At 37.8% G+C, this 13,063-nt stretch carries 14 protein-coding genes; 2 read left to right on the top strand and 12 right to left on the bottom strand.

All coding sequences use genetic code 11. From position 1 onward, the window contains the following. Positions 1-9: 9 nt before the first annotated feature. The 7 genes from M0R21_10835 to M0R21_10865 form a co-directional block, all read right to left on the bottom strand. Entirely contained in the window at positions 10-942 is a 933-nt protein-coding gene (locus M0R21_10835; protein ID MCK9618314.1) for a geranylgeranylglycerol-phosphate geranylgeranyltransferase, read from the bottom strand. A gap of 37 nt (positions 943-979) precedes the next feature. Further along, positions 980-1,501, bottom strand: coding sequence for an HAD-IIIA family hydrolase (locus tag M0R21_10840; protein MCK9618315.1), 522 nt, complete (start codon positions 1,499-1,501; stop codon positions 980-982). After that, positions 1,494-2,282, bottom strand: a complete 789-nt coding sequence (locus M0R21_10845; protein MCK9618316.1) for a DUF2520 domain-containing protein — start codon at positions 2,280-2,282, stop codon at positions 1,494-1,496. Before M0R21_10845 ends, M0R21_10840 begins: the two co-directional genes overlap by 8 nt. A gap of 110 nt (positions 2,283-2,392) precedes the next feature. Then, a complete protein-coding gene (locus tag M0R21_10850) occupies positions 2,393-2,926 on the bottom strand; it encodes a nitroreductase family protein (GenBank protein MCK9618317.1) in 534 nt (177 codons plus the stop codon). 268 nt (positions 2,927-3,194) lie between these two features. After that, positions 3,195-4,115, bottom strand: coding sequence for a site-specific DNA-methyltransferase (locus M0R21_10855; protein ID MCK9618318.1), 921 nt, complete (start codon positions 4,113-4,115; stop codon positions 3,195-3,197). 1 nt (position 4,116) lies between these two features. Continuing rightward, entirely contained in the window at positions 4,117-4,977 is an 861-nt protein-coding gene (locus M0R21_10860; protein ID MCK9618319.1) for a hypothetical protein, read from the bottom strand. Between the two features lie 254 nt (positions 4,978-5,231). Next, entirely contained in the window at positions 5,232-5,489 is a 258-nt protein-coding gene (locus M0R21_10865; protein ID MCK9618320.1) for a hypothetical protein, read from the bottom strand. A gap of 123 nt (positions 5,490-5,612) precedes the next feature. Between M0R21_10865 and M0R21_10870 the strand changes: the two genes are divergently transcribed. After that, on the top strand, positions 5,613-6,338 hold the full coding sequence (locus M0R21_10870; protein MCK9618321.1) for a hypothetical protein: 726 nt from the start codon (positions 5,613-5,615) through the stop codon (positions 6,336-6,338). A 223-nt stretch (positions 6,339-6,561) separates the two neighbouring features. Here M0R21_10870 and M0R21_10875 read toward each other — a convergent pair whose 3' ends face one another. The 5 genes from M0R21_10875 to M0R21_10895 form a co-directional block, all read right to left on the bottom strand. Next, the gene (locus M0R21_10875; protein MCK9618322.1) at positions 6,562-7,143 is read right to left on the bottom strand and encodes a hypothetical protein; all 582 of its coding nucleotides are present in this window, start codon (positions 7,141-7,143) and stop codon (positions 6,562-6,564) included. A gap of 257 nt (positions 7,144-7,400) precedes the next feature. After that, on the bottom strand, positions 7,401-9,689 hold the full coding sequence (locus M0R21_10880) for a patatin-like phospholipase family protein (protein MCK9618323.1): 2,289 nt from the start codon (positions 9,687-9,689) through the stop codon (positions 7,401-7,403). A 74-nt stretch (positions 9,690-9,763) separates the two neighbouring features. Then, complete coding sequence (locus M0R21_10885; protein ID MCK9618324.1) at positions 9,764-10,945, bottom strand: PLP-dependent aspartate aminotransferase family protein; 1,182 nt, start codon at positions 10,943-10,945, stop codon at positions 9,764-9,766. 101 nt (positions 10,946-11,046) lie between these two features. Further along, positions 11,047-11,445: an OsmC family protein gene (locus M0R21_10890; GenBank protein MCK9618325.1), complete on the bottom strand. Its 399-nt coding sequence runs from the start codon at positions 11,443-11,445 to the stop codon at positions 11,047-11,049. Between the two features lie 18 nt (positions 11,446-11,463). Beyond that, positions 11,464-12,066 (bottom strand): DUF2179 domain-containing protein, encoded by a 603-nt coding sequence (locus M0R21_10895; GenBank protein ID MCK9618326.1) that lies wholly within the window; start codon positions 12,064-12,066, stop codon positions 11,464-11,466. 396 nt (positions 12,067-12,462) lie between these two features. Here M0R21_10895 and M0R21_10900 point away from each other — a divergent pair. Beyond that, positions 12,463-13,063, top strand: a 601-nt coding sequence (locus tag M0R21_10900; protein MCK9618327.1) for a PorT family protein, incomplete at its 3' end; no start/stop codon positions are given.

Consider the following 13,063-nt stretch of genomic DNA (forward strand, 5'->3'; position numbering starts at 1 on the left):
ACAGATTAATTAAAGAGCAATAAAAACCATACCTATTATCCCTGCAAGCATCAGTAGCTTTGCCAGCAGGCTAAGACGTGTGAAATCCTTTTTTACACCGGAAATCCATGTAAAGTAGATAAGAATAAAAAGAAAAGGTTGTAATACAAAGGAGAAATATCTGAATGCGGCAGTTAGCTTTACCTGGGAAAAAATTAATTGAAATAAAACAAGTTGTGCAAAAATTATTAGCAGTACTACTATTAAAACTATCCGGATTTTTTTTACTCCCATTATTATCGGAAGTGTCTGGCAGCGTCTTACCGCATCTCCTTCAATATCTTCAGCATCTTTGACTATTTCGCGAAAAAGATTTGCTAAAAAGGCAAAAGATGCAAAACATTCAACCATCACGTTGGCAACCTGATATTGCAATCCGTAAACCTCCTCAGCCGGATGAAAACCTTTCAGCATTTTAAGTGTAAAAATCCATGGAAAATACAGTACCAATGCCGACAGCAACGATACCAACACATTGCCTGTAAGTGGCATCTTTTTTAACACTACGCTGTAAAACCATAGTGCAACAGATGTTATAAAATTGATGGCGGCAATGAGTACAGAATGTGTTTTCCAACCTAAATATAATCCAATAATAACGCCTAACACATTGAAAATCCAGTGAAGTATAATGGCTTTTTTAGCCGGAATTTTTGTTCCGAGTATCAATGAACCGGGACGGTTTACCTGGTCGCTCTGAAGGTCGAAATAATCGTTAATAGCATAACCTGCTGCCGCAATGAAAACCGTTGATAACACAAGGAGAAAGAAATCAAGGTTGCTGATAAGTATATTATAGCCTGTACCTGATAAAAAAGGCTGAATGATGCAATATCGTAAAAGATACTGGGTAAGAATAATTATCAGCAGGTTAGGATAACGGATCAACTTCAGGTACGACATAAGTTTATTTTATTTTCAGTTAAAATTTCACTCAAAATTACCAATGAAAAGCGTCGTCATTCATCCACTTGCCCTGTACCTTCAAAACCTGTTCGATGACATCGCGTACACAACCTTTCCCTCCGTTGAAATGGGAAATATAGGTTGCTATTTTCTTCACTTCCTCGGCAGCATCGGCAGGGCAAACTGACACACCAGCCTGTTGCATTACAGGAATGTCGGGAATGTCGTCGCCAACATACAATACGTTTTCCTGCGATAGTTTGTGCTTAGCCAGGTATTTATTGTACACTTCCATCTTTTTCTCCACTCCCAGGTAATAGTCGTTCACCTTTAACATTTCCATGCGTTTTTCCATCGAAAGGGAATTTCCTCCTGATATCACTGCAACATGGTACCCTTTTTTCAGTGCAAGCTGGATGGCATAACCGTCTTTAACGTTGCCCGAACGCAATGCGTCGCCGTTGCTTGTAATTAATACCGAGCCGTCGGTAAGCACTCCGTCGTAGTCGAAAATAAATGTATTGATACGGGTAAGCAGTGCTTTATAGTTATTCATGAGGTAAGTTTTCGGGTTTGTGAAGTGCAATGATGGCTTCCGACAGCAGTTCGTAGAGTTTCCTGAACTCTGGTGTACCGGAAAGCATTTCCTGGTGTGTATTGATTATGTTCAGGTCGTTGCGGAAAGCTGGACCGGTTTGGGCATCATGCGGATTCATACGGGTAGCCTTGGTGGCTGTTTCCATGATTAGAGGGTGCAAAATGCTGAATGGTAGTCCGTGTTCCGAAAGAATATTGTGGGCTATAGTATAAAGCGCGTTCGGAAAGTTACAGGCAAAAACGGCAGCAAGATGGAGTATTTTCCTTTCGGCAGAAGATATTTCGCGTATGTCGCTGGTGAGCAATGTTGCGATATTTTTCAAAAAATCAAGTGTTGCTGTATCGGAGGCTTCGAGGCATACGGGTACGTGCGAAAAAGTAGTACGGCTGGTAGCACTGAATGTTTGCAGCGGATAAAGAATTCCGTAATGAGGACTTACCTGTGCCAGTATTTCCATCCCAATGGTTCCTGCAGTGTGTACAATAATCCCTGACGGAAAATTTACACTGTGTGCCAAAGCCGGAAGGGCATCGTCGGTAACGGAAATTATATAAAGATAATCGCCGTCAGTTATATTGCCAAGCTGTGAAACTGCCTGTGCCTGTACTTTTTTTGCCAGCTTTGCGGCATGGGCAGGAGTGGGACTGTACACCTGATGTATCCTGGTTCCTTTACGAAAAAGAGTTGTGGCGAGGCGTGTAGCCATTTTCCCCGAACCGATGACGATACAATTTTTCATACGTAAAATTTACCCGGCTAAAGTACGTATTTTGGCTAAATGTGAAAAAAGAGGATAGGTATGGGAAATAAAAATAAGAAGAAACCCTGAGGGTTTAAATAGATAATAACCTAATAACGATTCCAGCTACTCATTTCTTCAATGGGCTTACGGATTTTCTTCCGTGTAGGCGATTCGGAATAACCGAGGGAAATAAGCAACGGAACGCGTTTATTCCTGGCGACATGTAACAGCGTCTTGACTTTCTTTTCGTCGAACCATCCGATAATGCAGGTTCCGAGGCCTAAATCGGTTGCCTGCAGGCAGAACTGATTTACCGCTATGCCAATGTCGAGCAAGCGAAACTCTTTGTTCTTTATTACGCTGCCAACCGTTGATAAAATATTCTGCTTCTCCAGCACTACGGCAACTATTACCGGCGCTTCGTGTGTAAACTTGTTCATGCCGAGACTTGCCGAGCAGCCGGCAATTTGTTCCTTCAATTCCGGGTTATCTACAACCACAAATTTCCAGGGTTGCGAGTTGTTTGCCGATGGAGCTAATTGTGTCGTTTCGATACATTGTTGTATTTTCTCCTTTTCAACCGGCTTATCTGAATATTTTCTGTCGCTTTGGCGATGTTTTACCAATTCCGAGAATTCCATATTTTTTGTATTTTAATTACGTATAAAGTCTTTTATCAAATGATATAAAAGACAGGATATTTTGCTTGCAAATGTACGATTATCTGCTGAGGTGAAAATAAGAAAAAACCCTCAAGGTTTTCAAAACTTTGAGGGTTTATAATATGATGTGCGGCTTGCCCCGATAAAAATCGGGATACTGTTTTGTGCGTTGGTAATTTCCTATTATCTTGTCTTTTTGTAGCAAATTATTCGCAATATTTAAGTTATCAGTATACCGTTTTATTTTTTAGTGTTCTGTCGTTTCAAGATTTCCAAATGCCATTTTTGTCTGTGTTAGGTAGGGCTTTAATCTGTTTTCAGCAAGTGAAATATAATCTTTACTGATATCGTAACCAATAAATTTTCTCTGTGATTTAACTGCTGAAACAGCTGTCGTACCACTACCCATAAAAGGATCAAGAATAATATCATCGGTGAAAGAATACAACTGTATTAAGCGAAAAGGTAATTCCTCTGGAAATGGTGCAGGGTGTCCAATTCGTCTTGCACTTTCAGCATTCATTGTCCATATGGATTTTGTCCATTCCATGAATTGTTCTTTAGTTATAGTATTCTTTTTCCCATTCGCAATTCTATTGTAATCACCTTTTGAAAAAATTAAAATATATTCATGAACGTCACGGAGTATTGGATTTGCGGCACTTTGCCAACTACCCCATGCAGTAGAAGGGCTTGCACTTGCTGCCTTATTCCAAATAACTTCGCCCCTCATATTATAACCTATTTCTAACATCATCTGAGAAATATAGTCTGAAAGAGGAATGTAAGGTTTGCGGCCAAGATTAGCGACATTAATACAAGCGCGTCCGCCGTTCACAAGCACACGATAAGTTTCTTTGAAAGAATTTTCAAGTAACTGCAAATATTCTTTTAGTGAAAGGTCGTCATCATAAACTTTTGAAACATTGTAAGGCGGTGATGTAATCATTAAATGAATAGAGTTGTTAGGAATCTCTTTCATATTCTCTGCCGTACCGAGAATAATCTCATTCACTAATTCATCTGGCAATTTTTTCTCTGTTTTATCAACTAGTTTTTGTTCTTCAAGAGTTGAATATAATTTAGAATTATAAAATTTTGAACTGTCGTGATTAATTCTACCACTTGTTCCAAAATCACTTGTTTCTGTCCCTTTATTTCTGTTCATCTTAGCTTCTAATTAATGACAAAAATTTTTCTGCTCTTGCTACATCATTAGCTTCTTTACTTGCAATAGATATTATTTTTCCCAAATCAGTTTTAGATATCATTGATGAGAAATAATTTATATCATTTTCTACAAGTTCTTTACAAAGTTGTAAAATTGTATCTGTTGTTTGTATTGTTTGAAAACCATTTTTTGGTGTTATTTTAACAAAATCACTTTCTGTTGGTTTAGGATTAAGTGACCAGAAACCTTGAATAACTCCCGAAGTTTTTAGAAAGTCAACCTTTTTGATATAACTGTCTGTGATAGGACTATTGCCTAATATGATTATTGGAATTTTTGTAGAGGCTATTCCCGAAACTCTTATATTAATTGATTTTCCAATTGCTTTTAACATTGAATCGGAACGAAGTAATGCAGGAGTTCCCTTGTGCTGCTTGTAATCGCCAACAAAATTTAGCTTATCAGTGTGAGTGAATTTGTAATTTGAAACAACACTCATTTTTATTTCGAATAGTATTTTAATATTTTCGGCTTGTTGATTTACACTATTTGTAGTGCAGAAAGCAAGGTCTGCACTTGATGCTCTCGGAAGGGACAATTCGTCGCAAACCACACTGTTTACAGCAAAAAGTCCTAATTCTCTTGCTATGGGCTCAAAAAGTGTTTTACACCACTTTTCTGTAAATTGACCGATAAGTGAATTTCGGCTTTGTAATGTCTGTCCTTCTGCTTCTGCCCCTTTTGGAACATAGGCGTAATAGCCTCCTTGTAAATTGTAAAAGAGTTGTTCGGGAGAAGCAAAGTTTTTAAGTGCTTCAGCGAAAAATTGTATTTCTGTGTCGTTGTTCCAGAGAGCCATAATTAAAGTTTAAAATTTTTACAAAAGTAGGTATTATTAACTGTTTTGTTTTTATTCTTTCCTGTGTTTTAGTTCAGAAGTTTTGAGTTAGCACTGCCTTTTTTTTAGTTTTTAGCGGTTATTGTTAACTCGTTTATCCCCCCGAAATTTTCAGTAGCGTACATCCATTTTTAATGAATACCCCTGAAAAATCCCGGTTTATATGCAAAAGTAAATCAATTCTGTTAAAAAGATCATCATATAGCAGTTTATTTTTAAACTTTATATGTCCGACAGGCCTGGAACCCCGACAAAAGTATGATTCCGCCATTATGATGATGCTTTCCGCCATTACGATAATAGCTTCCGTCGTTACGATAATAGCTTCCGCCGTTACGATAATGGCTTCCGCCATTATAATGATGGCTTCCGCCACCGGAAACGCTCGTTGTAATGCTGCCGGACGATGGCGTAACGATTGTTTTTAAAAGATAAAACCAGATAACGTTTTCCCGACTATCGCCGGTAGTCATCCTGATATGTTTTTTAAAAAAAATTATCTGATAATTTTCAATTTCAGCTTGCTTTTTTGAAATAAATATTTTATACCTTTGCGAATAACAATAAAGTAATAACTTTTCTAAATCAAAAAAACTATGGAAAAAGCTGATGAAATAAAACCGGACTATCAGATTCCAGCAGATGAAATGTTATTGGAATCGCAGACCAAGCTCAATCTTTTTAAGGAAGACGAAGCGCTGTTTATTGAAAAAGTTCCCGACCTGAAACCTCCTTTTGCTGCCGATTGGCAGGACGCCATCAATCTGGGAAAACAGGCAATAAAGGATGATGACTTTCTGGATGTGCAGCAGGAAATGACCGATGCCGTAGAAACCTATATGACCGAAGGACGTAACGGCTTACAGACACTTTATTTTTATGTGGAACGTGCTTTTCCGGGCAACAAGGTTGTGGATGGCTTTTTCGGGCACGACCGCTACGAGAAAGCCCGCAAATCGCCCTTGCTCATGTTCGATTTGCTGGTAAAGGCATATAAGGCAGCCAACGACCCCAAATACCATAGCAAGCTGATAGAAAAAGGGCTGAAACCGGAAAACATCGAAGCCTTAAACACTACTTCCGGTACATTGTACCAAAAATACCAGGAACGTGATAAATACATCAGCGACAGGATATACGTTACCCAGGAACGCATCCGCCTGTTTAATAAAGTATGGGCATTTGCAGTAAGTGTGAGCGAGGCTTCCAAAATTGTTTTCCAGGATAACTATGCCAAGCTGCAACAATACCTGCTGTACGACAGCAAAAAAACGGAGAATGGAGAAGAACCCGTACCGAATACTCCGATAGAAACTCAATAAAAAAGCCACCGCGACTTGTTTCGCCCTTGCGTTGTGAATCATCCATATAAACAATTTAAAGAATTAAAAAAGGCGGGGATGTGGCGTATGTTTATTCAAATTCTAACGGGTTACAAAAAAATAAACCTGTCAGGTTTTTGAAAACCTGTCAGGTTGTAAATAAAAACTTCGCTATGTTCCGGGCAGAATTACAAATTCCGCTCAGCAGGGGAAATAAGTTTGCTTATATTTTATAATAAACTCCTTCGCCGTCAATAGATCCGCTTACGGTACCACCAGTCCCGTTAGAGTTGATATTAATCGTTATTTGCATGTTGATAGTTTTATCATAGCTGGGTCCCGTTACCCGGAAACCACCGCCTATTACCATATTGGATGTAGTTCCAAAAGTAATGCCACCTGGTTGTAAGGTAAACGTTCCTGCCAGCGAAATATAAGGGGCACCGTTCACAACGTATATCTCACCGTTCGACTTAAAGGCATAATCGTTAATTGTTTCCGTTAATCCAATCAGCATAGTACCACCTAAAATGCTGTTGGTTTGGTCGTCAAGGTTCATTGTGCCGGTAACACTTCCCAACACATGAATATTGCCGCCTTCAATACTCGAAACTGTATTGTCCACGGGTATATTTATTGGATAGTATTCTTTTAATGCCTTTGTTTGAGTGTTCCACATCATACCAGCCTTAAATATTTCTTCAACAAAGGCTTTTTTATCGAAAGAAGAATCTGCTTTATCTTTCTTACAACTGAAAATTGGAATTAATCCAACAATGCAAAATAATACGAATAATTTTTTCATTTTATTGCCGTCAGTGATTAAAGTGCTGACTCCGCACTTTTGTTTTTATTTTGATTATTAAAGTTATTTCGTGTGTGTGCTTTATAAAAGTGCCAAAAGTATAAATATTTTTATAAAAGCAAAACAACGGGTCTGTTTTTCCAGATATAAATCTGTCAGGCTTTTGAAAACCTGACAGGTTGTAACATTTTATTAATATAAAAAACCCTCAAGGTTTTTAAAACCCTCAGGGTTTTTCATTGCAATCGTAATTTTTTTTATTCTATCGCCTTATGGTTATAAATGATATAACCAAAACTGAATATGAGTGACAGGGGTTTGGTACTGTTTTCGTACCAGTTCAGGCTGATGCTTAGTGGACCTAACGGGCTGTTATATACTAATGCAGAGGAACCTAACAAATGACGCGCATCCCATTTTTTCCCCAGTACAGCAGAATACCCGTTGCCGGCTTTCAATATTTCCTGGTAAGGCTGAAAAACATATCCTTCGAGGCGGAAGTTGATGTTTTTATACAAACGATAAATTTGTTTGATACCAAGACCCGCAAATATAAATGCACGATATTTGGGGATAAAAAATGTCTTGCTTTCAGGAAATGGCTGGAATGCGGGAGAAGCAAGTAGGCTTGATGTATAATTGTTGAAAAGAGACTGGCTACTGTACACCAATTCGCTATAAAACCCTAATTTTACAAACCCGAGTTCTTTAAAATAATTATCATATTTTAACCTGAACAGAAAATAATCATGGAATTTTCCCATCCTTTGCAGTGAGGAATCTGAAGTAGAACCCGGTCTGAATTTTTCATCTCCCGAAACATAATTTAAACTGATTGAAAAGAGGGAGCCGTTGCGCGCAAACTGTTTTTCGGTAATTGTATTCAGTTCGAGGAGTGCCTGCGAAGTAAAAAAATTGAAGATAGTCCTGTCTGCGGTGTCTTCACGTAAAAAAATGTTATTTTGGTAATAGTCATTTTTTATGTCGCCGTAAGCAGCGCTGAATGCTATTTTCCCCTTGTGTGTTAATGGAATTCCTGCTCCCAGATGAATATGGTTTTCATTTTGGATGAGGTATGAAGGCGTTTTGTCCTCAAAAAAATAGGTAGAAGTTTTAAAATAGTCCCATTGGCTGAAAGTAATATCTCCCTCAATAAAATAGGGTTGTTTTGAAGGAAATTCCACCTTAGTTTTTATCTGGGCAGAACTGTAAAACCTTCCTATGTAGGAATTGGCTAAAATGGTGGTGGCAAAACGGCTCAGGTATTTGTATTTTAGCTCAAGAAATGCCTCGTTCACAGCGCTTGACGAAAAATGTCCTCCGTATTGCAGGTGAAACATTTTTTCTTTTTGCACATCCATCTGCATTGTAAAATACCGCGAAACCGGATTGTATATCAAAGAAGGGAAGATATAGTTGATTTTGTCATCAGCAAGAAGCCTGAAGTACTCTTCCTTTAATTCTTCCAGGCTTCTTTTCTGCGATTTATGCAATAACTGTTTTTGTACATACACTTCCTGGGTAGAATTCAGTCCGGTAAACTGGAGGTTGTCAATTATTAGCGGAGGCTTTTTTTCGTTGAAGGCTAACCGCTTGATGAATCTTTCTTCCGGTGAAACATAGTCGGTTACAAATTTGCGTATTTCAGGAATTTTTTGCAGTGCCGCAACATATCCGCTGTCAATAAACGCTACTGTATTGCTAAAATCAATAACGTCAACAGTTTTCAGCTTGGGTTCTATCAGTATGCCGTTACCACAAATCACGTTATATTGGGTCTTTTCCATGAGCATTGACTGTATTTGAGAAATAACATCGTCATCCCTGGGCGGACCGTAGTTTGAAGCTGCTTTGCTGCCAATAATAATATCGGGATAAAAATCATCATAAAGTATCTGTGATGGAAAGTTATTGTACATACCTCCATCGAAAAGCAATTTCCCTTCAATACGTATAGGCTTGAAATAAAACGGGAAGGTCATTGAAGCACGAATGGCTTTCCCGATGTCGCCTGAACGAAAAACCACCTCTTTATTTTGCGATACGTCAGATGCAACGCAACGAAACGGTATCATTAAACTGTCAAAATTGTACCGGGAAGCAGCACTTGCCTGGGAAAAAATTTCGAGAAAGGCAAAATCCATGTTAACAGGCGATACAAGATTAGTAGGTAAACGCGTAGTTAAAGTAGAATCAATATCAAACTGAATGTTGAACCACGAAGCGTTGGGCTCAGGTTTTTTGAAATAATAAGTATAACGACTGTCGATTTTTCCTCTTAACCAATTAGGAAATTCCTCGGAGGTTACTATTCTTTCAATTTCGGTAGGAGAATAGCCACTTGCGTACAACCCGCCAATAACGGCGCCCATGGATGTACCTGAAATATAATCAATGGGTATTCCATTGTCCTCCAATGCTTTTAATACACCAATGTGGGTAACTCCTTTAGCTCCTCCTCCGCTTAATACCACACCCACTTTTTGTGCCTCTGCAGAGAATATCAACCAGAAAAAAATAAAAACAGTAAAGTATTTCTTTTTCATGGCAGACAAAGATTTATTGTGTTGAAAGGCTTATAAAAGAAACAGTAAAAATAAAAAATCTATTGTTCTTTTATTTAAATTTTATCCAAAGCTTGTTCCAAATCGGAAACAAGGTCGTTAATATCTTCAATTCCACACGAAAATCTTACTAATCCATCGGTAATTCCGGCTTTTATTCTTGCATCGTAACTCATTTTTGAATGTGTCATGGATGCTGGATGCTGAATCAGGGTTTCTACACCGCCCAATGATACGGCGAGTATGGCAATGTGTACATTGTTCATCAGAATTTTACCGGCTTCAAGTCCACCCTTAAGCTCAAAACTTATCATAGCACCCGGTCCGTTCATTTGTTTTTTTGCAAGTTCATATTGAGGATGGGAAGGCAAACCGGGATATTTTACCCATTCAACTTTCGGGTGTTTTTCAAGATAGTTTGCTATCTGTTGTGCATTCCATTGAGCTCTGTCCATACGGATTCCCAGTGTTTTTACACCCCTGTGTACCAAAAATGCCTGGTGTGGGTCCATATTGCATCCCATGTTAATCATTATGTTACGTAGCTTATTGTACAGATTTTTTTCCTTTGCTACTATCATTCCGCCTACGATATCTGCATGTCCGTTAATAAATTTTGTCATCGAGTGTAGTACAATGTCGATACCAAAGTCTAAAGGACGTTGCAGATAAGGGCTGCAAAATGTATTGTCAACGCAGGTTATAATTCCATGTTGTTTCGCTAATTGCACACAAGCTTGTAAATCAGTTATCGCCATGGTGGGATTGGCGGGTGTTTCTATGTACAATAAACGGGTTTCAGGAAGAATGGCTTTTTTAATATTTTCAATATCAGATGTTTCAATAAATGTTGATTTCACTCCAAAACGCGACCAGTGTTGTTCCATTACTACCCGTGAGGGTCCGTAAACGGCAGCAGAGCCAATTATATGGTCTCCCTGGTTTAGTACTGACATGTAAACTGTATTAACGGCAGCCATTCCCGAACTAACGGCTATACCGCGGTATCCGTTTTCGAGCTCTGCTACTAAATTTTCCAGTGCATGTATAGTGGGATTACCCAACCTTGTGTAAATATAGCCATCACTTTCGCCTGAAAAGCATTTGGCGCCGTGGTCGGCATCGTTGAAAATAAATGTAGAAGTTTGATAAATAGGTACAGTGGCACTTCCGAGTGCGTCCTGGTGGTTACCCCCATGGATAAGTTTTGAATTGAATCCCAGATTTTTTTCTTTCATGGTGTTATTTTTTGTGATAGCTACGACAATTTACCTTGTTTGAAAAATTACTTCCAAATGGTTAAAAAATAAAATGTAGCTTAATTGAATAGTTGTTTACTTTATTTATCTCTTATTACTCTGATATCTACTATTATGTCTTCGCGAAGATGCCTTTTTACCGTACAAAGGCTTGCAGTACTGATAAGTGCAGAATCGTATTTGTCAGGAAAGGCAGCTGGTACGTGAATACTTATATTAATTTTTTCGACAAGTTTTTGAATAGGGTTGTATTCAGCATCTTGCATAAGATACATCTTTTCAGTGGCAATGCCTCTCTGGTCGCAAAACGATTTGATGAAAATGCCGGCACAGGTGCCTAAAGAGGTTAAAAATACTTCAAAAGGAGAGGGTGCACTACCTTCGCCTCCCACTGAAAGCGGTTGGTCGGTTTTTACGACTAATCCGTTAATTTCTGCATTTACTTTTTTTCCACCTTCAAAATTTATTTTTATTGACATATGTTAAAATGTTATTAGTTATTTTGTTTTTTTTAGATTTATTCCATAGGATTTAAAAATAGATTTTCTGGAAACACTTCTGAAAATACCTTTCTTTATATCTTTTACTTCTTCTATTGTGTAGAAAATGTGAGGGGAATACATATTAATAAGAGAAACAATATGTGGAATATCTTTTCTTTTGATAATTGAAAATATTATCTTTACCGGTCCTTTACTTCCTTGGGCATCTACTAAGGTAAGCCCGTAGTTATGTTCGCTAAGCTGTTGTACAAGTTCTTCGTAATGGGTCCCGGTAATCAAACGGATGATTACATTTCCTATAGATATTTTTTCCTCGAGAATAATTCCTATGAAATTTCCCATGGCAAAACCGGCTCCATAGGCTATGTAGCATAATACATTATCAAGATGTTTCATGATTTGGCTTACGGCAACCAACCAGATTATTACTTCGAAAAAACCCAGAAAAGGAGCTATAAATTTATAGCCTTTCGAAAGAAAAATCAAACGAAGGGTGCCAATACTTTGGTCGGCTATGCGGGAAAGGAAAATCAATAGCGGCAGAATAACCCACGTAAATATTTCATTATCATTAAATCCTAAAAAAACTTGTTCCATCTTTTTTATGTCATTAAACGACATGCAAACTTACGATTTTTTTTACTTCCCAAATTTGCAGCTTTAAATCAATAACACTCGACGAAAACAAACTGGTAAAGTTAAAATTGTAAGAAAAATTCTTGTCTCCCGGCAAGAAGTCTTAAAGGCGAAGTTACTCGGAATATTGGAGTTACATTATTAACTTCTTTTAAAACCGTTTATACTTGAATTAATATTTTATTATTAGGTAATTTGTAAAATAGGATGTTTTTTGTAAAATTATAAAAACTCTGGAATAGAAAAACGCTTGTACTTATCGTTTTTGTACTTTTGAAAATATTTCCGACGGAATGCAGTTAATATAATTTAAAACAGAAATTAGTTAATAATTAAAACTTTGGAACAACATAACTTATGATAAAAAAATTGATTTTGTGTGCTTTCCTGTTGACGATTTGCACTTTTTTTGTTAACGCACAGCGTATTAAAGGTGCACTTACCGGGGGGGTCAATATTTCGCAGGTGGATGGCGACGAGGTGTATGGATACAGAAAATGGGGAATTAATGCCGGTCCCTCAGCGATTGTCCCTCTTAGTGAAAAATGGTCAATTGGAATTGAACTTCTTTATAACCAAAAGGGAAGCTATCAGAAAAGACAATCATTTGACTCAACTTTTGTTATAAGTGGTACTGACACCACATGGATTACCGGGCAATATAAATTACGGCTCAATTATGCAGAAGTCCCCATTATGGCTTACTATACTGATAAAAAAATAATTACAGTAGGAACTGGATTTTCATGGGGCAGGCTGGTAGGTGTAAAAGAATGGGAGCATGGTAAGTTAAATGAAAACACTGACCTTAATGGTCCTTATGATAAAGATGATTTTTGCTGGCTTGCAGATATTCGTTTTCGCGTTTATAAAAAACTCCATTTCAATGTTCGCTATGCTTATTCTATTAATAAAATACGAACACGTACCTTTGAATCTACTGATCAGTCAAGGCAAT

This window comes from Lentimicrobiaceae bacterium (assembly GCA_023227965.1).
In the GTDB taxonomy this organism is placed as follows: domain Bacteria; phylum Bacteroidota; class Bacteroidia; order Bacteroidales; family JALOCA01; genus JALOCA01.

Bases quoted from the DNA above. Each gene is read 5' to 3' on its own strand.
- M0R21_10855 (MCK9618318.1), bottom strand. From the start codon at position 4,115: ATGAACAGAAATAAAGGGACAGAAACAAGTGATTTTGGAACAAGTGGT.
- M0R21_10865 (MCK9618320.1), bottom strand. From the start codon at position 5,489: ATGACTACCGGCGATAGTCGGGAAAACGTTATCTGGTTTTATCTTTTA.
- M0R21_10895 (MCK9618326.1), bottom strand. From the start codon at position 12,066: ATGGAACAAGTTTTTTTAGGATTTAATGATAATGAAATATTTACGTGG.
- M0R21_10875 (MCK9618322.1), bottom strand. From the start codon at position 7,143: ATGAAAAAATTATTCGTATTATTTTGCATTGTTGGATTAATTCCAATT.
- M0R21_10845 (MCK9618316.1), bottom strand. From the start codon at position 2,282: ATGAAAAATTGTATCGTCATCGGTTCGGGGAAAATGGCTACACGCCTC.
- M0R21_10850 (MCK9618317.1), bottom strand. From the start codon at position 2,926: ATGGAATTCTCGGAATTGGTAAAACATCGCCAAAGCGACAGAAAATAT.
- M0R21_10885 (MCK9618324.1), bottom strand. From the start codon at position 10,945: ATGAAAGAAAAAAATCTGGGATTCAATTCAAAACTTATCCATGGGGGT.
- M0R21_10870 (MCK9618321.1), top strand. From the start codon at position 5,613: ATGGAAAAAGCTGATGAAATAAAACCGGACTATCAGATTCCAGCAGAT.
- M0R21_10890 (MCK9618325.1), bottom strand. From the start codon at position 11,445: ATGTCAATAAAAATAAATTTTGAAGGTGGAAAAAAAGTAAATGCAGAA.
- M0R21_10880 (MCK9618323.1), bottom strand. From the start codon at position 9,689: ATGAAAAAGAAATACTTTACTGTTTTTATTTTTTTCTGGTTGATATTC.
- M0R21_10840 (MCK9618315.1), bottom strand. From the start codon at position 1,501: ATGAATAACTATAAAGCACTGCTTACCCGTATCAATACATTTATTTTC.
- M0R21_10835 (MCK9618314.1), bottom strand. From the start codon at position 942: ATGTCGTACCTGAAGTTGATCCGTTATCCTAACCTGCTGATAATTATT.
- M0R21_10860 (MCK9618319.1), bottom strand. From the start codon at position 4,977: ATGGCTCTCTGGAACAACGACACAGAAATACAATTTTTCGCTGAAGCA.